We start from the raw sequence: 19,023 nt of genomic DNA, 5'->3' as shown, positions 1-19,023 counted from the left end.
AGGCCTGTGATCGGGGACATCACACCAGGCATGGGCGGCGCTCCTCGGTCAGGGTGTCGAGCAGGGCCCGCCACTCGCAACGCTCGGCCTGCCCGGGTTGGCGGGCGCCAAACAGCATGGCGATGCTGTCGCCCTGGCTGTCGAACAGCTCCAGCGAGCTGACCAAACCGTCCAACGTGGGCTTTCTGACCACCCAGGCGCTGGCAATGTGGTCCTCGCGCAGGTGCAGGTTGAAGCCCGGGTCCAGCACATTGAGCCAGGGGCCCATCAGCACCACCTGACGCACCGGGCCGGTGTGGATCTGGAGGGCGCCGGGATTGCCCACGAAGACCATGATCGGTAAGCCCTGCGCGGCAGCGGCCTGCAACAGACCTTGAGCATCTTCGGGCTGCACGGCCTGGGCAAACCGGGGGTCAGCCAGGCGCAGGGCCTGGGTGCGCGTGGTGCCAAAAGCCCTCAGCAGGCCCACGAAATCATGGGTGTCGCGCAAGCGGCCCCAGGCCTGACGCAGGCCGGCCACATCGATGTCTGCGTCAGACCGCTCAGGCTCGCATGGGGGCGGCGCCTGCATGCCCAGGCGGGCAGTCTGGTCGGGATCGGCCAGCCCCTGCACCAGGCGGGTGTAGGCTGGCAGATCGCTGGCGGAGCGCAGAAATACCTTGTGCAAGGCCATGCCCGCGGCATCGAAGAACTGCAGGCTGCGCTGCACGCCCTGAGGGGTCTGCTCCTGGACCGCGAAACCATGGGCCCAGGCCTGGTAGTACAAGCGCAGGTCGATGTCGGGGCCCAGCACCAGGCCGACCTGTTCGTGCAGGGAGGGGGGCTGGTAAGTGCCCGTTTTCTCGTGCACACAGGAGGCATTGCGGGTCAGGGCCATCACCTCGCCCAGGGTGGGCAAGGCCTCGACGATGGCCGGCCACTGGGGGCGCAGGCGGGTGGCGCTCAACCAGGCTTGCGGATCGGCGTGCGGCAGGCCAGTGTGCGCCGCGATCAACTCGCACTCGGACACACGCAGTTGCTGGGCGATGTCTCGGTGGCGGGCCTTGCCGTCGTGCCGCAGCAGGCGAAAGGCGTCGCGGAGGGTCTGGGGGGAAGCGTTCATGAGTGCTCCTGATTGAGGGGGGCAAGGTGCCGAGTCGGTGGCTGGCGTCAGTGCGCCGAGGCGCCCAAGGCCGTGGCCGTGGCCTGATCGGGGCTGCGGTGGCCTTGTTCGCGCCGATGCCGGATCTCGCCCAAGCCAACACCCGCCAGGGTGTAGGCCTGGGCAAAGCCCGCCACATAGGCGCCACTGAGGGGGCGCAGGCGATACAGGTGAAAGTCGGTCAGCTTGCGCAGCATCGCCATGAAGGCACCGAACTGCTCGACAAACTGATCCAGCGTCCGGTCAAACTCGGCGCTGCCGCGGGGGCACTCGGTGGCAGCACACTGCAGGGTCAGGCGACGCCGCGCAAACAGGTGCCGGGCCTGGTCCTCGCTCTCGATGAACATCACCGAGCAGCGGCCGCTGGCCGCCAGGTTGGCGGTGTGGGCAGACAACTCGCTGGTGTAGACGTAGTAGCTACCCTGGTGCTCGACGTAAGCCGCATAACTGGCCTCAGGCTCGGCGTCGGCATTGCAGGTGGCCAGATGCAGGCTCTGGAACAGTCCTGGGAACTGCCGGCATTCATCCAGTACAGCCACGAGGTCGGGGAGGTGGGACATGGCGGATCCTTTCTTCAGAAGTCGTAACGAACAGAGACCTGGGCGTTGCGCCCCGGTGCGGTATAGGCCTCGGCCACCGTGCTGCTGGCGGCCAGGCCGCTGACATCAGACCAACGCCAATACTTGGCGTTGAAGACGTTGTTCAGGTTGGCATTCAGGGTCACCTGGGGTCGCACTTTCCAGTGCCATCCCAGGTCCAGCACGTTGTAGGCGGGTGGGGCAAACTGGGCCGCACCGGTCGAGATGTCACTGCGGGCCTTGCCGGCGCTGTGAGTCAAATGCGCGCGGGCACCCCAGGTGGCCTGCTCGTGGCGCAGGCCCAGGACCAGCTTGAAGGGCTGCACCGTGTCCAGCGGGGTTTTCACACCGTTGGCTTCGCTGTGACCCTTGGCATAGGCCAGGCCGGCGGTGCCCGTCCAGCTTCGGCTCAGCGTCCACTCCGAGCGCGCCTCCAGGCCATGGATGCGGGCGTTGGCGAGGTTGATGTACTGAAACACTGTGGGGTTGGCCGCTGTGCCGGCGCCACTCACAGCCTGTTGGCTGATGAAGTCGCGGTAACGGTTGTCATAGGCCGCCACCGAATAGCGCACCCGATCCAGCCGGCCGCGAAAGCCCAACTCGAGGCTGTCGGCGTGCTCGGCCTTCAGTTGGGCATTGCCGACGGTGGTGTAGCCCGAGGCCAGGTTGCTGAAGCCGTTGTTGACCTGGTCTGGCGTGGGGGCCCGAAAGCCCTTGGCCCACTGGCCATAGGGCGCAAAGGCAGGTGCCCATGGCCACACCACCCCCAAGCGCGGTGTGACAGCTTGGCCAGACAGGCTGACAGCCGTGCCGCTGTAGCCCGCGGTGGACGGTGAAAGCTTGTAGTGATCGAAGCGCAGGCCAGGGATGATGCTGAACGCCCCAGCCTGGATCTCGCTTTGCACAAAGGCGCCAGCCAGCACGTGGTCGGTGTCCGGGAAAGGCTTGGTCGGAAAGCTTTCACCGTAGGGTGGCACCGTGCCGTCGCGCACCCCGCTGATCTTGCTGCGGCTCCAATCCGCGCCGTAGGTCAGGCGCTGGTTGAGCCAGCCCGTCAGATTGCTTTCGGCCAGGGTCGAGAAACCGGCCACCTTGCTGCGGTAGGTGGTATCGCGGGTTCGATCCGCTGCGGTGTAGCGGTCTTCAGCGCCGTATTGGCTGACCTTGGCGTCCTGCCAGTAGACGCGGGTTTCGGCGCGCTGAATGGCCAAGGCATTGAGGTCGTTGAAGCGATGCTCCAGTGAGACTCGGTTGCGTTCGATGCGGTCGCGCGCATCCAGATCGATGACACTGGTCGAACTCAGTGGCGCCACGCCCCGGGCCGAGTAGACCTCGGTGTCCTGCTGGCGCTTCTGGGTTTCGAAGGTAAAGCCCAGTTGCTGGGTCGGGTCGATTTTCAAAAACGCCTTGCCCAGCAGGTAGCGGTTGTTGTAATCCACCGGGTTGGGGGTGGTGCGGTTGGCATTCAAGACATCGTTGCTGCCCTGGTTGCCCACCTCGTGGCCCTGGCGGTAACTGCCCAGCAGCATGCCTTGCCAACGCTCATTGGCGCCGGCCACCCCCAGGGTGTTGGACCAGGACCGGTCGATCGACGCATAGCTGGAGCGCGCAAAGCCCCCCACGGTCTGTCCCGGCTTGAGCAGGTCACCCGGGTCGAGGGTACGAAAGCTGACTGCGCCGGCCAGCCCATCGCTGCCGAACTGGGTGGACGCAGGGCCCCGCAGCACTTCGACGGTCTTGATGCCATCGACGTCGAGGTAGTCACCCCGACCGGAGGCAAACGAGCCGAACGAGAAGCTGTTGGGCACGCGGATGCCATCGACCAGCATCAGCACCTGATTGCCTTCGAGGCCGCGGATGTTGATGCCCTCGTTGCCAGCCCGACCCGTGGAAGCCCCCGCAGCGGTGAAGCGGGTGGGCGCGGCCCGCACGGACACGTCGAGTTCGTCACGGAACACATCCTTGAGGTCGCGGGCGCCGCCTTGTTCTATTTGGGCGGCCGGGGTGACGGTCACGGTGGCGGGCACCTTGTCCACCCGCCGCTCCGAACGGGTGGCACTGACCGTGATCTCATCGAGGCGGGTGGCCTCGGCCGGTGTCGGTGGTGCGGTCTGGGCCAGCAGCAGGGTCGGGGCCGTGCCCCAGACCATGCCCAGCGCCAACGCGAGCTTCTTCTTGCGCAGCATGGTGGTTCCTAAAACGAAGTTCAGGCACTGGCTGGCAAGCGCTTGCTGGTGCAGAGAGTGAGACGATTCGCAGCTTCGCCGACGGGTCTGGCCCCGGAGGGCAAGGGAGACGAAGACTGGACGCCGGGCGATTCTTTCGGCGTTGTTTGCATTCTAGATGAGATTCATTCTTATTTGCGACACATTTGAAGTCGACAATCTTTCTCCACGGAATCTTTTCAAATGACAATGGTTATCATTCAGAATCTGATAACCCCCTTGACCACTCCACGCCGCACCGGCCTGCCCCTCCCGAATGCCATGAAAACGCCAGCCGCCAGCGCCCCCCTTTTGTCGACAGACACCGCCCGGGCCAAACGCCGCCACCAGACCTATTCGCGTTTTGTCCACTGGGTGCGCAAGACCCATGGCTGGATCGGCCTGTGGGGCGCCTTGCTGGGCCTGGTCTTCGGCTTGAGCGGCATCTGGCTGAACCACCGGACCGTGCTCAAGCTGCCCTTGAACCAGCAGAAAAGCCATGCTCAGATGGCCCTGGCCGATCCGCCGCCCAGCACCCCTGAGGCCATGGGCCAGTGGCTGGCCCCGGCACTGGGCCTGTCCGGGCCGCCGAACAGCGTGCGCATCGACCCAGCCAAAGCCTTGCCCTGGGCCGAAAAGAACAGCGATGCCCCGCGTCAACCGGAGCGTTGGGTGTTCAACTTCGGTGGCCCGAGCGAAACCGTGCAGGTGGAGTACTGGAAAGGCAATCGATCGGTCGGTATCAACACCACGCAGCACGGCTTCATCGCCGCTCTGACCAACCTGCACAAGGGCACAGGCATGACCGTGCCCTGGATCCTGCTGGTGGACACGATTGCGGGCAGCATGGTTTTTTTGTCCATCTCAGGCGTGATCCTGTGGGTGCAGATGAACCGCCGAAGAGCCCTGGGGGTGGGCATCTTCAGCGCCTCGGTGCTGACCGCACTGGGCATGGTCCTGACACGGCTGTAGGCCAGCCCGCAAGCGCACCCATCGGATCTGTTGGACCCGTTGGACCCATTTCAGGGGCCTGCCTCGCTCCATGCCCGAAGGCCTGTTCTTTCAGTTTCTTGAAGGCCGACAGACATGAACCCACCCCGGCGAGGCAGGCCTGTTTTTGCCAACTCGTGAGGCGCTCTTCACACTGAGTGCAAACCGCGGCGTCGCATCATGTCCCGGCTCATTTCGGCGTTTGACGCCTCGTTGCCCAGTTGGCACGCCGCAGGGTAGGCCACTTCGTCTTCCGCCTGCAGGTGGGCCCGGTACAGGCTCACAAAGGCCTGCAACTCCAATGCCCTGCCCTGGCCAGCGACCACCTGTTCCAACTGTTGCCGCAGCCCCGCCCAGGCCGGCACCATGTCACGGTGCTCCTGTTGCAAACGCCCTGCCAACGCCACCCAGGCCGGCTCGCCACTTTGCATCAGCAGCGGGAACACGTGACGCTCTTCGTCTTCGTGGTGCAAGGGCGCCGCCAAGTCAAAGTAGCGCATCACGTCGCGTGCGGCCTGTGCGGCCTGGCTGTCGGGGCCGTGCTCTCGCAGGTGGGCCTGCAAGCGCTCCAGCAGGTCGAGCATGCGCTGCACCTTGTCATGGCAGGCCCCCAGCATCTCGTAAGGGGCGGCAAAGCCGGCCTCGGGCGCGGGGCGGCCGGGCAGCAAAGAAGCGTTGGCAATACGGACGGTGGGGGTCATGGCAGGCATGGCAGGTGGCTGGAAAGTCGATCATGCGGCAAACCGTGGCCGCATGAGCCCTCTCATGCGCAGGAACAGGCCCCTTCGCACGCAGCGACCACCGGCGCGGCGGCCGGCTCAAACTGCGGAAACAGCACGTTGTTTTCGAGGTGAATGTGCTGGATCAGATCGTCATGAAACTGCTGCAAGCCGGCATACAGCGCTTGCCAGGTGTTGCAGGCGCCAGCTGGCGGCACCATGTCATGGGCCAGCGCCAGCATGTGTGCCAGCTCGGCGCCATGGGACACATGCTCGTGGCGCATCATGGCGATCGGTTGCGGCACAAAGGGATTGCCACCGGCCTTGAGCATCGGAAACAGCACGTTCTCTTCCTTGGCCATGTGGTCCAGCAGTTCCTGTTCCATGTGTTCCAAGTGAACGGCCAGGCCGGCCGGGGCCTCGGGGTGATCGCGGTGCACGGCCTCGACCCGCCGCGCCATGCGGATCAGTTCGGGCAACTGTTGACGGTGCACCGCATGAAAGCGCTCCAGGATGTGGTCGACGAGGGCAGGTGCGGGTTGCGGGGCTGCCGGCTGGTCTTCGCGCTGCAGGCTCTCCAGTTCGCGCAACAGGGCCGCCAGGTCCAGGCTCTTGTCCTGTGCCGCCTGGCGCAGGCTGATCTGGCCGCCGCAGCAGAAATCAAGCTTCAGACGCCGAAAGACAGCCGTTGCGCCGGGCAGTTGCACGGCGATACGGCCCAAGGCCTGTTCGGCCAGCCCATTGACGCTGGCCTGGTTGGCAGAGGGTTCGAGCGTGGCGGTGTTCATGCAAAGGTCCTTTTTAAGATGCATTGTTTGCACATCTTAAAAAATATAAACATGCATGTCTAATGTATTTTTAAAACCAGGCGCTGACTGGGGGTGTCACGGTAGAACGGCGCTCTGTACAGGCCAGTGCCAACAGCACCTGCCGCATCTCGCTATTTTTTGACGGCCCGCAAATGCCCATGCCCACCACTGAAGCGGTCAAGCCGCGGCTTGCGGACCCAGGCCGGCTATATTGAAGGGCTTGCCAAGGGCCGATGAAAAGCCAGACGGAGCAGCCGCCGCTGGCGCTCCGGCTCCGATCCAAGGCAGGTCGGTAGAGGTGCGATGCAGCTAAAACCATGACCCCGTTGAACGCCATGAAATCCGCTTTCATTCGTCTCCTTTTTGGCGATGTCTCCTTCGAGGAGAAGGAGGAGCTGCGCGAATTTCAGTACAAGTTTCTGCTGGCCTTGATGTTTGCCGGGGCCGTCTTCACTGCCGCGCTGGTGGCTGCCCACCTGAGTGGGATCAACGTGCTGGATGGGCCGCACATCTATTCCATGATGGGCTTCACTGTGCTGGCGCTGGGCTGTTGGGCCGCTTTGCGATCGAGGCCTGAGCGCTTTCTTGGTGTCGCCTGGGCTTACGAGCTGCTGTGCATGCTGGAGTACACCTCTGCCCTGCTCTTTGTTCCGGCCGACGAGCTGCGACTGCTCTGGTTCATGGTGAACATTCCAGGGGTCTTCATTCTGCTGGGGCCCCGTGCGGGGTGGGCGATGACGGGCCTGTCGCTGCTGATCGTCCTGGGCCTCAACCCCAGACTGGCCCACCCTTATTCGGGCAACGCACAAGCCACCTTGCTGCTGGCGGTGCTTTACATGAGCGTGATGTTCCACGTGTTCGGCGATCGCTCGGTGTCGTACTTCTCGCGCATGCGCAAGTACAACCTCAAGCTGCTCCGGATCGCCTCCCATGACGCGCTGACCGGCGTGTTCAATGCCCGGGCGTACCAGGCCCAAAGCCAGGCCCTGATCCAGACCGGCGCCGACGCTGGACGAGGCTACTCCGTGCTGTTCGTGGATCTGGACCACTTCAAGCGCGTCAACGACCAACACGGCCACGCGGCAGGCGACAAAGTGCTTCAGGCCGCCGCCAGGGCATTGCAAAAAGGGGTTCGACACAACGATGTCGTGGGCCGCATCGGCGGCGAGGAGTTCGGGGTGCTGCTGCCGCAGACCGACCTGGGCCAGGCCCTGCGGGTGGCCGAGCACCTGCGGCTCAGCATCGAGCAGTTGCCGATCGACGTGGGCGGGCATTCGCTGCAGATCACGGCCAGCATCGGCGTGGCGCACAGCCCGGATGGCCGCCTCGACTTGCCAAGCCTGCAGCAGCGCGCCGACAGCGCCATGTACCAGGCCAAGGCCGCCGGTCGAAACCGGGTCACCTGCCTGCCCTGAGGCAAGCACCCGAGGCGGCACAACGTCATTCGGATTTCCGAACGCCTGCGGGCCAACAGGTTCGGGAAACCGACCATAGCCGCCACGCCGGTTTGAAATTCTCCTTTTAAATCAAGCCTCTCCGCTCAGGCAAAGACTGGCACGCTCCGTGCAAAACAGAAGGCGGCTGCGCCTGGCGTGGCCCTGGATTTCCTGGAGACAAGAACTGATCCGACTCGCGCCAAGCCCCTGCAGAGGGGCTGGCGTGGGCTGGGTGGGGCCCGGTCGCCAGGGATTTCTACCCCTCCGGACGACAGATCGCATCCATCGGAAAACAACATGAAACTCAATCGCTTGACCACCCTGGTCATCCTGGCCATGGTCCTGGGCGTGCTGGTCGGCTACGCCTGCCATGAATTCGCTCCCAGCCCCGAAGCCGCGAAAGACATCGCGGGCTACTTCAGCATCCTGACCGACATCTTTCTGCGCATGATCAAGATGATCATTGCGCCACTGGTCTTTGCCACGCTGGCTGCCGGGTTGGCCAACATGGGCGACTCCAAAGCCGTGGGTCGCATCGGCACCCGCGCTGTGGGTTGGTTCCTGGGGGCCTCGCTGATGTCCCTGCTGCTGGGTCTGGTGATCGCCAACCTGCTCCAGCCCGGGGCTGCCTTGAGCGTGCCGCTGCCCGACGTGGGCACCAGCACCCAGCTCAAGACCGGGTCGCTCAACCTGAAAGAGTTCATCACCCAGGTGTTCCCCAAGAGCATCGTCGAATCGATGGCCAGCAACTCGATCTTGCAGATCCTGGTGTTCTCGCTGTTCTTCGGCCTGGCACTGGGCCACCTGCACAACCAGGCCGCCCGCTCGCTGGTGGCCACCCTCGATGAGGTGGTGCATGTGATGCTCAAGGTCACGGACTATGTGATGCGTTTCGCCCCCGTGGGCGTGTTCGGTGCCGTGGCCGGGGCCATCACCACCCAGGGCATCGGCATGCTGAGCGTGTTCGGCCGTTTCATGCTGAGCTTCTACCTGGCTCTGGGTTGCCTGTGGCTGGTGCTGATCGGTGCCGGCTTCCTGGTGCTGGGCCGCGATGTGTTCCGCCTGGTCAAGCTGGTGCGCACACCGATGCTGATCGGCTTCTCGACCGCCAGCAGCGAATCGGTCTACCCCAAGTTGATGGAGCAGCTCGAGAAGTTTGGCGTGAGCCCGCGCGTGACCGGCTTTGTGCTGCCGCTGGGCTATTCGTTCAACCTCGACGGCTCGATGATCTACACCACCTTTGCGGCGATTTTCATCTCCCAGGCCTACGGCATCGACATGCCGCTGAGCGCTCAGATCACCATGCTGCTGGTGCTGATGGTGTCGAGCAAGGGCATTGCTGGTGTGCCGCGGGCCTCGCTCGTGGTGGTGGCGGCCGTGCTGCCGATGTTCAAGCTGCCTGAGGCAGGTGTGCTGCTGATTCTGGGCATCGACCACTTTCTGGACATGGGCCGCACCATGACCAACGTGCTGGGCAATGCCATTGCGACCGCTGTGGTGGCCAAATGGGAAGGCGCCATCTCGCCCGTCGATCCGGCCCTGGCCGAGGCTGAAGAAGCCCTGCCGGTGGAAGGCGACGACAGCGCCGTGGCCGCCCGAGCCTGAGGACCCCCCAGCCCCCTGGGGGCTGGCGGCGCTGCTACCATCCCCGTCTGCCGCCCATGCCTCCACGCCTGTCCCCACGTCTTTCAAAGCGCCTCGTCAGCCCACCCCTCACACGCCACCTGCCGCGTGTACTGCGCTTCGCCCCCATTGTCTTGCTGCTGTTGGCCCTGATGGGCCTGAGCAGCCTGGGCGCGTATCAGATGGCGCAACGCCTGGGCCTGGCCGAGATGCAGACCACCGGGCTGCACCGGCTCGATCTGTATGCCGCCAGCCTGGAGCGCGAGATCGGCAAATACGCTTTCCTTCCGGGCACCCTGGAGCTGCAAGCCAACGTGCTGGACTTGCTGGCCCATCCGGCCGGTCAGAAATCGCCAGGTCGGGTCAATGCCTACCTGGAGCAGCTCAACGACCGCGCAGGCACCCTGGCCATCTACGTGATCAACCCCCAGGGCCAGGTGCTGGCCACCAGCAACTGGCGCCGTGCCGACAGCTACCTGGGCGAAAACCTGTCGTTCCGCCCGTATTTCCGCGATGCGGTGGCCAACGGCAGCGGCCGTTTCTTCGGCATCGGCACCACCCGCGGTGAGCCCGGCTACTACCTGGCCTCCACCCTGGTGGACCCGCGTGGCACCCAGGGCGTTGCCGTGATCAAGGTCAGCCTGGACCAGTTGGAGCAGTCCTGGACCACGGTGGAGGCGCCAGTCATGGTCAGCGACGAGAACGGCGTCGTCATCCTGGGCTCGGTGCCCGACTGGAAGTTCACCACCCTGCGTCCGCTCGACGAAGCCACGGCCAAAGCCTTCGATCAGACCCAGCAATACAACCGTCGCGCCCTGAAGCCCCTGGGCCTGCGTGAACTGCGCGAGCTGGAACACGGCGCCCGCCTGGTCAGCATCGCCAAGGAGCGCCCCGAGATGGTCTCGGTCTACCCCGTGGCGGGGCGCTTTCTGGCGCAGTCCAGGGCCCTGCCCGGCACGCCCTGGACCTTGACCGTGCTGTCGCACCTGGAGCAGGTGGATGAGATTGCCCAAAGCCGTGCCCTGATCGCCTTGATCGGTGCGGCCCTGTTGTTTGTGTTGGGCCTGATGCTCAATGAGCGCCGCCGCCACCTGAAAGACCGGCTGGCCGCGCGCGAGGCCTTGCAGGCCGCCCACGACGAGCTAGAGCGCAAGGTAGACCAGCGCACCGCCGACCTGTGGGCGAGCAACCACCGGTTGCAGGCTGAGGTGACCGAGCGCACCCGCACCGAAGCCAACCTGCGCGCCGCCCAGGACGAACTGGTGCAGGCCGGCAAGCTGGCCGCGATCGGTCAGTTGTCCACCGGGATCGCGCACGAGCTGAACCAGCCCCTGACCGCCCTGCGCACCCTCTCGGGCAACAGCCTGCGATTTCTGGAGCGGGGCGACCTGGCCACCACCCGAACCAATCTCGAACGCATGGCCCAGTTGGCCGACCGCATGGGCCGCATCACCGGACAACTGCGCTCGTTTGCCCACAAGTCGCCCGCGACCAGCCGCCCCGTGCCGCTGGATCAGGCGCTGGACAATGCCCTGGCCGTGCTGGAGGGCCGGATCACCGAAAGCCGCGCCGACGTCGTGCGCGCGGCCAACAGCCCCTGCCCTGTGGCGCTGTGCGACGGCAACCGGCTGGAGCAGGTGCTGATCAACCTGATCGGCAATGCGCTGGACGCGGTGCATCCACCCCAGCGCCCCCGCATCGAGATCGCCTGCAGCCAGGAGGCCGACCGGGTGCGCGTGCGTGTACGCGACCACGGCCCCGGGCTGGCCGACGCCGCGCAGGCCCACCTGTTCGAGCCCTTCTTCACCACCAAAGAGGCCGGCGTCGGTCTGGGACTGGGCCTGGCCCTGTCGGCCGGCATCGTGCGCGAGTTCCAGGGAAGCCTCAGCGGCGCCAACCACCCCGACGGCGGCGCCCTGTTCACGCTGGAGCTTCCAAGAGCCCTCGACGTGCCAACCGAACCACCGAGCCCACCCCATGACTGACGCCCTCAAAGTTCTGATCATTGAAGACGACCCCGACATCGTGCTGGGCTGCGAGCAGGCGCTGCAACTCGAAGGCATCGCCTGCGACAGCGTGGGCAGTGCCGAGGCGGCACGCAAGCGTCTGGGGGCCGACTTTGCGGGCATCGTGGTCAGCGACATCCGCCTGCCACGCTGCGACGGGCTCACCTTCATGCGCGAGCTGATGGCCCTGGACCCCGAATTGCCCGTGGTGCTGATCACCGGCCATGGCGACATCGCCATGGCGGTGCAGGCCATGAAGGACGGCGCCCACGACTTCATCCAGAAGCCCTTCGCCCCCGAGTACCTGGTGGGTGCCGTGCGCCGTGCCCTGGAGAAACGCCGCCTGGTGCTGGAGGTGCGCGAGTTGCGGCGCCAACTGGCCCAGCGCGACACCATCGAAGGCCAGTTGCTGGGCCAGGCGCCCGGCATGCAGCGCCTGCGCCAGCGGTTGGCGGGCCTGGCCAGCAGCGCGGCCGATGTGCTGATCCAGGGCGAGACCGGCACCGGCAAAGAGCTGGTGGCGCGCTGCCTGCACGAGGCCAGCGCGCGCCGGCAGGGCCACTTTGTGGCCATCAACTGCGGCGGCCTGCCCGACACCCTGTTTGACAGCGAAATGTTCGGCCACGAGGCAGGTGCCTACACCGGCGCTGCCAAGAAACGCATCGGCAAGATCGAACACGCCAACGGCGGCACCTTGTTCCTCGACGAGATCGAGAGCATGCCCCTGGGCATGCAGATCAAGCTGCTGCGCGTGCTGCAGGAGCGCACCCTGGAGCGCCTGGGCTCCAACACCCTGATCCCGATCGACTGCCGCGTGATCGCCGCCACCAAGACCGACCTGCTGGCCCTGTCGGACCAAGGCGGCTTTCGGGCCGACCTGTACTACCGCCTGAGCGTGGCCACCCTGCCGCTGCCGCCGCTGCGTGAACGGCGCGAAGACATCCCCTTGTTGTTCGAGCACTTTGCGCTGCAGGGCGCCGCCCGCCACCAGCGCACCGCCCCCGAGACCAGCGCCGAGCGCATGCGCCAGCTCATGGCCTACCACTGGCCCGGCAATGTGCGTGAACTGCGCAACGTGGCCGAGCGCTGCGTACTGGGCATCGAAGGGGGGTCGCCCCCGTTTTCAGAGGCAACCGGCCCCGCCCCTGCGCAAGCACTGGCCAGCACCGTCGAGGCCTTTGAACGCGCCCTGATTGCCGATGCCCTGCGCCGCCATGGCGGCAGCCTCGCGCGCAGCGCCGAGGCCCTGGGCGTGGCCAAGACCACGCTGCACGACAAAATCCGCAAGCACGGGCTGGATCAGGGCAGCACCTGAGCCTTTGCGGGCCAGGTTGAGGGTGGGCCACCAGGCTGGGCCCGGTGGTACCAAGCCGCGCTTGCGTCTTGGATCAGAAAGATTCCCAGTCTTCATTGCCACCCACCACCGATTTGGCCGAGTTGGTCAAGGCCGGACTGGGCGACTTGCCCAGGGTGGGCCGACTGGGTGCAGCGGCCTTGGTCAGGGGCGCCATTGCCGGCGCCTTGCCGAACTTGCGCGAAGGCAGTGGCGCCAGGTTGGCCTGCCCCAGGCGGGCGGGCTGCCCAGTGATCTTGAACACCGACACCAGTTCGGCCAGTCGCTGCGACTGGTTCTTCAGGCTGTCGGCAGCGGCCGCACTTTCTTCGACCAGGGCCGCGTTCTGCTGCGTCACCTGATCGAGCTGGTTCACCGCATCGCCAATCTGGCTGATGCCACTGCTTTGCTCCATCGAGGCGCTGGAGATCTCGCTGATCAGCGCGCTCACGCGCTTCACCTGGGTCACGATGCCCTCCATGCTTTGGCCGGCCTCGTCTACCAGCGTGGTGCCGGCCTCCACCTTTTCGACACTGGCGCCGATCAGGGTCTTGATCTCTTTGGCTGCCTCGGCCGAACGCCCGGCCAGGCTGCGCACCTCGCTGGCCACCACGGCAAAGCCGCGGCCTTGCTCTCCGGCCCGGGCCGCTTCCACCGCCGCGTTCAGCGCCAGGATGTTGGTCTGAAAGGCAATCCCGTCGATCACACCGATGATGTCCGAGATCTTCTTCGAGGATGCCGAGATGTCCTGCATGGTCGCTACCACCCGGCCCACCACGGTACCCCCCTGTTCCGCGGCTTGGGTGGCTTCCGACGCCAGCCGGTTGGCCTGCTGGGCTGTGTCGGCATTGGTCTTGACCGTGCTGTTGAGCTCCTCCATCGAGGCCGCCGTCTCTTCGAGGTTGCTGGCCTGCTGCTCGGTGCGCTGGCTGAGGTCGGCATTGCCGGTGGCGATTTCTGCCGAACCAGTGGCGATGCTGTCGCTGCTCAGGCGCACTTGGCCCACGATGTCTGCCAGGCGTTCATTCATGTGCTGCAGGGCGCGCAGCAGGTCGGCCGGCTCATCGTGGCCCTGAATATCGAACTTGGTTGTCAAATCCCCTTGGGCCACGGCCTCGGCCACAGTCACACCTGTGTTCAAGGGCTGCACAATCGAGCGGGTGACCAGCACCGCGCCCATCAACAGAGCGATGACGATCACGGCACTCGAAACGATCAATGAATGCTGGTAGCTTGATTTGGCTGATGCTGTTGCGTTGTACGCGCCCGCCAGATTGATGTTCACATCTTTTGTGACGCCGGCCATGATCTCTGTGAAAGCACTCGCGGCAGGCCCCACGGCCAGCTGACGCGCTGCGTCGCGATCGGCTTCATTGCCGGCGGCCAAAGCCATCTGCTTTTTCTCGATCTCCAAAAAGGCCGTCCAACCGTTCCTGATCTCTTCATAGGCCTTGCGCTCTTCCGGCGAAGCGATCATGGGTTCGTATTCGGCAAATAATTTGGGCACCTCCGTCTCTACAGCGGCCTCGTAGAGCTTGACCTGCTCGGCTTTGGCCTCCGGGGTATTTTCAAGCAGGTGCCGCAGGCTGACTCGACGCACTTCATTGAAGGTTGTGCGAATGTCGCCCAACACTTTCACGCTGGGTAGCCAATTCGTGCCGAGGTCATTGGCATAAAAGTTGGCACGGCTCATCTGGTACATGCCAAAGCCGCCGAGCAGGGCCAGCATCAGCAGCACAGCTGCAAACGCCCAGCCCAGGCGGGCGCCTATCTTGACTTGTCGCAATACGTTCATCATGACCTCCATCCGTCCGTGAATTGTTCAAAAAATCACTTCTTATTTTAGTCAAATTCCATCAAAAAACAAGCATTAATATCATTTCAATGATACTTTTAATCAATATTTCGGCGCATCCACAAGACAACATGCCGCTCAATTGAGAAATACCATTTCTTCTCTTTTGTTCGTTTAACGAATTCCATGCGCAATTCGCATGCCACGGCCTGCCTGAGGCATCTGAATAAGCGATCATCGAGACTGCGTCTGCCAACGCTCCCCCCCATGCCTTCACCACTCCGCCTCTACCTCGCCGGCTTTGACGTGTTCCGCCCTGATGCCCGGCAACAGGGCGAGGCCTTGCAGCTTCTTTGCCAGCGACACGGCTTTGTGGGCCACTACCCCACCGATCCCAGCCCACCCCCTGCCCTGACGGGCGCGGCCCTCGCCCACTGGATCCTGCAAAGCAACTTGGCCGCGATCCGGCAAGCTGACGCCGTGATGGCCAACCTCAACCCTTTCCGCGGCCTGGAGCCCGACTCGGGCACGGTGTTCGAAGTGGGCTATGCCCACGCGCTGGGCAAGCCCGTGTGGGCCTATGTGGACGATGACCGCCCCTTGCCGCAGCGTGTCCCCCATGAGCTGAGACAGGACGGGCGTCGGTTCGACACACAGGGCTACCAGGTGGAAGATTTCGGCCTGCCCCTCAACCTGATGCTGGCCTGCAGCGTGCGACTGGTGCGGGGCAATGCAGCCACCTGCCTGCAGGCCATGGCCGCGGCCTGGGGCAACAGGCCCGGTTGAAGCCACCGCAATGAAAATGAGGCCTGCGCTCATCGCGCTTTGCCGCAGGACGGATTCAAGCCACCCCATCGAAGGGCCTGCGCTGAGCGGCGCCCCGAGGCTGCGGGCGACTTCGGGCCACCTCGGGCAACCTCGGGCATGTGCGCATCGACAGTGGGCGCAGCCCGGGCTAGGCTGGCGGCCGCCTTCAACACCCTCACTCAACGCCCTCACTCAACGCCCTCAGTTAGTGACTCACAGCCCTCGCACCGATTGCCATGAAACACCAACCCCAACCCTCAGCCGACACGGTCCACCACACCGCCCTGAACCAGGCCCTGCACTGCGCCGAAACCCTGGCCAGCCAGTTCGCCACCACCGCGGCCGCTCGCGATCAGGCCGGAGGCACCCCCAAGGCCGAGCGCGATGCCCTGCGTGGCAGTGGCCTGCTGGCCCTGTCGGTGCCCACCGAACTCGGCGGTCTGGGGGCCGATTGGCGCACCACCCTGGGCGTGGTGCGGCGCCTGGCCCAGGCCGACAGCTCGCTGGCCCACGTGTTCGGCTTTCACCACCTGATGCTGGCCACCGTGCGCCTGTTCGCCGAGCCCGCCCAATGGCAGCCCTGGTTGACCGATACCGTGCAACATCGCTGGTTCTGGGGCAATGCCTTGAACCCGCTGGACAAACGCACCACGGTACAGCACCACGACGGCTGGCATGTGTTCTCAGGCCGCAAAAGCTTTTGCTCGGGCTCGGCCGACTCTGACATGCTGATCGCCTCAGCCCTGGACGAGGCCACCGGCAAGCTGTTGATCGCCGCCGTGCCCACCACGCGCCCCGGCATCACCCTGCATGGCGACTGGGACAACATGGGCCAGCGTCAGACCGACAGCGGCAGCGTCACCTTCGATCAGGTCCGGGTGGAAGAGCGCGAGTTGCTGCTCAAGCCTGGCCCGCTCAGCACCCCCCAGGCCTGCCTGCGCCCCCTGCTGGCGCAGCTGATCTTCAGCCACATGTTCCTCGGCGTGGCCGAGGGGGCATTTGAGGAAGCACGCCGCTTCACCCGCACCGAGTCGAGGCCCTGGTTCAAGTCGGGGGTCAGCGAGGCCGGCCAGGACCCTTATGTGCTGGCCCATTACGGCGAGTTCTGGGTCGGCCTGGAAAGCAGCCGCCTGCTGGTCGAACGGGCCGCCGCTCTGTTCGATGCGGCCTGGCAGCAGGGCGACCAGCTCGCCGCAGAACAACGCGGCCAGGTGGCCGTGGCCGTATCCACCGCCAAGGTAGCCAGCAGCCGCTACGGCCTGGACCTGAGCAGCCGCCTGTTCGAGGTGACAGGCGCCCGCGCCACCCATGGCGCCCTGCGCCTGGACCGCTTCTGGCGCAACCTGCGCACCCAGAGCCTGCACGACCCGATCGACTACAAGCTCAATGAGCTGGGCCAGTGGGCCCTCCATGAGCAAGCGCCAGCGCCCAGCTTCTATTCCTGAGGCCATCCAAGTTGGCGGTCCGCTCAGCGCGTTGCGCCAGCAGACCGGTTGGGCTCCCGCGGAACTCTCCAGGGCTCGACACCGCCCCCCTGTGCGCTGCGATGAAGACCTTGCCCCACCCGGGTGATCTATTGAGGCCGCCCCCGAAGGCCGCAGATGCTATCAGGGGCACAAGACGCAGTGCCACAACGACCCTCTGCCCAGGCAGACTCGGCTGATGAATGAGGTCATCGGTCTTGGAACACCGTTGGGATCCGGGTGGCCTTGGTTCCGGCACCGTCACGGACACTGGGCCCTACAGTTCACGTTGCGCCTACTTCGGACCCCTGCCATGCCCCAACGAATTGACCTGCGCAACGACATTGCAGCCATCACGGACTCACCCCTGGCACGTTTCAGCGATCTGCAACCTTGGGAACTGACGGCCGCAGCAGCACCCATCGTCGCGAATCTGCTGGTGGCGCTGCCAGCCGACGACTACCTGATTCAGGGGCAGATCGCCATCCACCGCAGCGCTACCATTGAACCAGGCGCCACGCTCAAGGGTCCCCTGATTGTGGGGGCCCGCTGCTTCGTGGCCTCAGGGGCCTATTTGCGAGGGGGCAACTGGCTGGACCGAGACTGTTGCATCGGCCCTGGCGCCGAGTTGAAGTCTTCGTTCATCTTTGCGCATACCCACCTGGCGCACTTCAATTTTGTGGGCGACTCCGTGCTGGGATCGGGTGTGAACCTGGAGGCCGGCAGCATCATCTGCAACCACCGCAACGAACGGCCCGGGCGTGAACTCCGAGTGCGGCTGGGCTCAACATTGCACTTGCTGCCGCAAAGCAAATTCGGTGCCCTGGTGGGCGATGGCGCCCAGATCGGTGCCAACTCAGTGCTCGCGCCCGGCACACTGCTTGGACCTGGCGCCGTGATACAGCGAGGCGCCCTGTGCGATCAGGAACTGACAGAACCACACTGACCAACGGGCACCATTTGGAGCGCTTGTAAGCCGCGACTCAGAGGCAGACCCCGAGCCGCGTGCAAAGCCATTGGAAGGTATCCCCTTCCAGCATGGCGAACCGGAACACCCGGTGCTCACCCGGCATAACCTGCTGGGCGATGGGTTCAGCCAGCGCCAGTCCGTTCTCGCTGTTGGTCAGCATCACAAAGCCGTCACCGCTTGCGGGGTGGGCCATCACAAAAGCCCGGTAGCCTGGGTTGTTGCCCCAATGCCAAAGCGTGAACCCCTCCGCCGAGCGCTCCAGGCCCCAGCCCAGACCCCAGGCCAGGTTCAGGTGGCGGTCCACCTCGACGGGCGAGGCAAGCGAGGTGACGAGCAGGGGTTGATCGTTGAGCAGCGCCACGAGAAATCGAGCGTAGTCTGCCGCACTGGTGTAGAGCGTGAACGCCGCAAACGGCGTGGTCAGCTTCAAGGTTTTGCGGGGCGAACCGTTGGCCTTGGTGCCGGGCAGGAAGTCGGGGGCCATCGCCTCATCCCAGGCATAGGCACTGTGCTGCATGCCCAACGGCACAAACACCTGCTCGTTCATGAAGAGGTCCAGGGCTTGGCCGGTGATGGCTTCGACCGCCCGCTGTAACAGCACAAAGCCCTCACCTGAGTAAGACCAGCGCGCGCCCGGCTCGGCCTCGAAACGCAGCGGCCCGGAGGCCCAGTTGGGCAAGCCCGTGGTGTGTTGGAGTACCTGGCGCGCCGTGAGCCCCTGAATGCGCACATCGGTGACCCATTCCGAGGGCTCCGCCTTCAGCGGCTGATATCGGTGGCGGTAGCCCTGCGGCAGGTAACGCATGAGGGGAGCATCCAAATCCAGCCGCCCCTGTTGCACCAGCTTCAGCACTGCATAGGCAAACACAGGTTTGCCCAGCGAAGCAGCCTGAAAGAGGGTGTCAGCCCGCACGCCCTGTGAGGCGTCGCAGGTGCTGGCCGTGTCCACGCGATCAAGCTGCCGGTTCCGGATCTGCGCCAGCGCAACTGCGCACACATGGCTGCGAGCGGCCCATTCATTCAAGTGCCCCGACAGGGACTGACCCTGCGACGCATCTGGGCCCGGGGCAGCGCATCCTGCCAGGGTCAACGCAATGGCCCCTGCCAGACCTGCCGGGCAGCGCCGCCCGAACCGCAAGGCTGAAGCCC

Annotated in this window: 15 protein-coding genes; 8 read left to right on the top strand and 7 right to left on the bottom strand. The window is 64.9% G+C overall.

Annotated features, from left to right (window positions below; translation table 11 throughout):
* Window positions 1-19: 19 nt before the first annotated feature.
* From AC07VS_RS21785 to AC07VS_RS21775, 3 genes are read right to left on the bottom strand one after another with little or no spacing between them, the layout of a single operon-like run.
* Entirely contained in the window at window positions 20-1,102 is a 1,083-nt protein-coding gene (locus tag AC07VS_RS21785) for a hemin-degrading factor (RefSeq protein WP_494751973.1), read from the bottom strand.
* A gap of 47 nt (window positions 1,103-1,149) precedes the next feature.
* Window positions 1,150-1,701: a HugZ family pyridoxamine 5'-phosphate oxidase gene (locus tag AC07VS_RS21780; protein WP_492345984.1), complete on the bottom strand. Its 552-nt coding sequence runs from the start codon at window positions 1,699-1,701 to the stop codon at window positions 1,150-1,152.
* 14 nt (window positions 1,702-1,715) lie between these two features.
* The gene (locus AC07VS_RS21775; RefSeq protein ID WP_492345985.1) at window positions 1,716-3,905 is read right to left on the bottom strand and encodes a TonB-dependent hemoglobin/transferrin/lactoferrin family receptor; all 2,190 of its coding nucleotides are present in this window, start codon (window positions 3,903-3,905) and stop codon (window positions 1,716-1,718) included.
* Between the two features lie 300 nt (window positions 3,906-4,205).
* Between AC07VS_RS21775 and AC07VS_RS21770 the strand changes: the two genes are divergently transcribed.
* Window positions 4,206-4,895, top strand: coding sequence for a PepSY-associated TM helix domain-containing protein (locus AC07VS_RS21770; RefSeq protein ID WP_494752010.1), 690 nt, complete (start codon window positions 4,206-4,208; stop codon window positions 4,893-4,895).
* A 167-nt stretch (window positions 4,896-5,062) separates the two neighbouring features.
* On the opposite strand, the gene AC07VS_RS21765 is transcribed toward AC07VS_RS21770, so the two are convergent.
* Together AC07VS_RS21765 and ytfE are read right to left on the bottom strand one after the other, a co-directional pair.
* The gene (locus AC07VS_RS21765; RefSeq protein ID WP_494751972.1) at window positions 5,063-5,614 is read right to left on the bottom strand and encodes a hemerythrin domain-containing protein; all 552 of its coding nucleotides are present in this window, start codon (window positions 5,612-5,614) and stop codon (window positions 5,063-5,065) included.
* A 62-nt stretch (window positions 5,615-5,676) separates the two neighbouring features.
* On the bottom strand, window positions 5,677-6,420 hold the full coding sequence (gene ytfE / locus AC07VS_RS21760) for an iron-sulfur cluster repair protein YtfE (RefSeq protein ID WP_494751971.1): 744 nt from the start codon (window positions 6,418-6,420) through the stop codon (window positions 5,677-5,679).
* Between the two features lie 338 nt (window positions 6,421-6,758).
* Here ytfE and AC07VS_RS21755 point away from each other — a divergent pair, with 338 nt between their 5' ends.
* The 4 genes from AC07VS_RS21755 to AC07VS_RS21740 all read left to right on the top strand — a co-directional run bounded on the left by AC07VS_RS21755 (window position 6,759) and on the right by AC07VS_RS21740 (window position 12,821).
* Window positions 6,759-7,856 carry a GGDEF domain-containing protein gene (locus tag AC07VS_RS21755; protein WP_494751970.1) on the top strand — a complete coding sequence of 366 codons (1,098 nt, stop codon included), beginning with the start codon at window positions 6,759-6,761 and terminating at the stop codon, window positions 7,854-7,856.
* 318 nt (window positions 7,857-8,174) lie between these two features.
* Window positions 8,175-9,482 carry a dicarboxylate/amino acid:cation symporter gene (locus AC07VS_RS21750; protein WP_492345990.1) on the top strand — a complete coding sequence of 436 codons (1,308 nt, stop codon included), beginning with the start codon at window positions 8,175-8,177 and terminating at the stop codon, window positions 9,480-9,482.
* A 170-nt stretch (window positions 9,483-9,652) separates the two neighbouring features.
* Window positions 9,653-11,485: a sensor histidine kinase gene (locus tag AC07VS_RS21745; RefSeq protein WP_494752009.1), complete on the top strand. Its 1,833-nt coding sequence runs from the start codon at window positions 9,653-9,655 to the stop codon at window positions 11,483-11,485.
* On the top strand, window positions 11,478-12,821 hold the full coding sequence (locus tag AC07VS_RS21740) for a sigma-54-dependent transcriptional regulator (protein WP_494657069.1): 1,344 nt from the start codon (window positions 11,478-11,480) through the stop codon (window positions 12,819-12,821). The genes AC07VS_RS21745 and AC07VS_RS21740 overlap by 8 nt, the downstream gene beginning before the upstream one ends.
* A 73-nt stretch (window positions 12,822-12,894) precedes the next feature.
* Here AC07VS_RS21740 and AC07VS_RS21735 read toward each other — a convergent pair whose 3' ends face one another.
* Window positions 12,895-14,634 (bottom strand): methyl-accepting chemotaxis protein, encoded by a 1,740-nt coding sequence (locus AC07VS_RS21735; RefSeq protein ID WP_494751969.1) that lies wholly within the window; start codon window positions 14,632-14,634, stop codon window positions 12,895-12,897.
* Window positions 14,635-14,901: 267 nt separating this feature from the next.
* On the opposite strand from AC07VS_RS21735, the gene AC07VS_RS21730 reads away from it, so the two are divergent.
* The 3 genes from AC07VS_RS21730 to AC07VS_RS21720 all read left to right on the top strand — a co-directional run bounded on the left by AC07VS_RS21730 (window position 14,902) and on the right by AC07VS_RS21720 (window position 17,850).
* The gene (locus tag AC07VS_RS21730; RefSeq protein WP_494751968.1) at window positions 14,902-15,420 is read left to right on the top strand and encodes a nucleoside 2-deoxyribosyltransferase; all 519 of its coding nucleotides are present in this window, start codon (window positions 14,902-14,904) and stop codon (window positions 15,418-15,420) included.
* A gap of 257 nt (window positions 15,421-15,677) precedes the next feature.
* On the top strand, window positions 15,678-16,886 hold the full coding sequence (locus tag AC07VS_RS21725) for an acyl-CoA dehydrogenase family protein (RefSeq protein WP_494751967.1): 1,209 nt from the start codon (window positions 15,678-15,680) through the stop codon (window positions 16,884-16,886).
* A 331-nt stretch (window positions 16,887-17,217) separates the two neighbouring features.
* Window positions 17,218-17,850, top strand: a complete 633-nt coding sequence (locus tag AC07VS_RS21720; RefSeq protein WP_492345995.1) for an LbetaH domain-containing protein — start codon at window positions 17,218-17,220, stop codon at window positions 17,848-17,850.
* 37 nt (window positions 17,851-17,887) lie between these two features.
* Here the strand turns inward: AC07VS_RS21720 and AC07VS_RS21715 are convergent, their stop codons facing one another.
* Entirely contained in the window at window positions 17,888-18,823 is a 936-nt protein-coding gene (locus AC07VS_RS21715) for a serine hydrolase domain-containing protein (protein ID WP_494751966.1), read from the bottom strand.
* Between the last annotated feature and the right edge of the window lie 200 nt (window positions 18,824-19,023).

Source organism: Curvibacter sp. GW821-FHT01G03, assembly GCF_059422285.1.
Note: the sequence above shows the minus strand (reverse complement) of the source record. Positions and strands in the feature narration are given on the sequence as shown.

Excerpts from the sequence above, each read along its gene's own strand:
- AC07VS_RS21785 (WP_494751973.1), bottom strand. The coding sequence starts at position 1,102 with ATGAACGCTTCCCCCCAGACCCTCCGCGACGCCTTTCGCCTGCTGCGG.
- AC07VS_RS21780 (WP_492345984.1), bottom strand. The coding sequence starts at position 1,701 with ATGTCCCACCTCCCCGACCTCGTGGCTGTACTGGATGAATGCCGGCAG.
- AC07VS_RS21775 (WP_492345985.1), bottom strand. The coding sequence starts at position 3,905 with ATGCTGCGCAAGAAGAAGCTCGCGTTGGCGCTGGGCATGGTCTGGGGC.
- AC07VS_RS21770 (WP_494752010.1), top strand. The coding sequence starts at position 4,206 with ATGAAAACGCCAGCCGCCAGCGCCCCCCTTTTGTCGACAGACACCGCC.
- AC07VS_RS21765 (WP_494751972.1), bottom strand. The coding sequence starts at position 5,614 with ATGACCCCCACCGTCCGTATTGCCAACGCTTCTTTGCTGCCCGGCCGC.
- ytfE (WP_494751971.1), bottom strand. The coding sequence starts at position 6,420 with ATGAACACCGCCACGCTCGAACCCTCTGCCAACCAGGCCAGCGTCAAT.
- AC07VS_RS21755 (WP_494751970.1), top strand. The coding sequence starts at position 6,759 with ATGACCCCGTTGAACGCCATGAAATCCGCTTTCATTCGTCTCCTTTTT.
- AC07VS_RS21750 (WP_492345990.1), top strand. The coding sequence starts at position 8,175 with ATGAAACTCAATCGCTTGACCACCCTGGTCATCCTGGCCATGGTCCTG.
- AC07VS_RS21745 (WP_494752009.1), top strand. The coding sequence starts at position 9,653 with ATGGGCCTGAGCAGCCTGGGCGCGTATCAGATGGCGCAACGCCTGGGC.
- AC07VS_RS21740 (WP_494657069.1), top strand. The coding sequence starts at position 11,478 with ATGACTGACGCCCTCAAAGTTCTGATCATTGAAGACGACCCCGACATC.
- AC07VS_RS21735 (WP_494751969.1), bottom strand. The coding sequence starts at position 14,634 with ATGAACGTATTGCGACAAGTCAAGATAGGCGCCCGCCTGGGCTGGGCG.
- AC07VS_RS21730 (WP_494751968.1), top strand. The coding sequence starts at position 14,902 with ATGCCTTCACCACTCCGCCTCTACCTCGCCGGCTTTGACGTGTTCCGC.
- AC07VS_RS21725 (WP_494751967.1), top strand. The coding sequence starts at position 15,678 with ATGAAACACCAACCCCAACCCTCAGCCGACACGGTCCACCACACCGCC.
- AC07VS_RS21720 (WP_492345995.1), top strand. The coding sequence starts at position 17,218 with ATGCCCCAACGAATTGACCTGCGCAACGACATTGCAGCCATCACGGAC.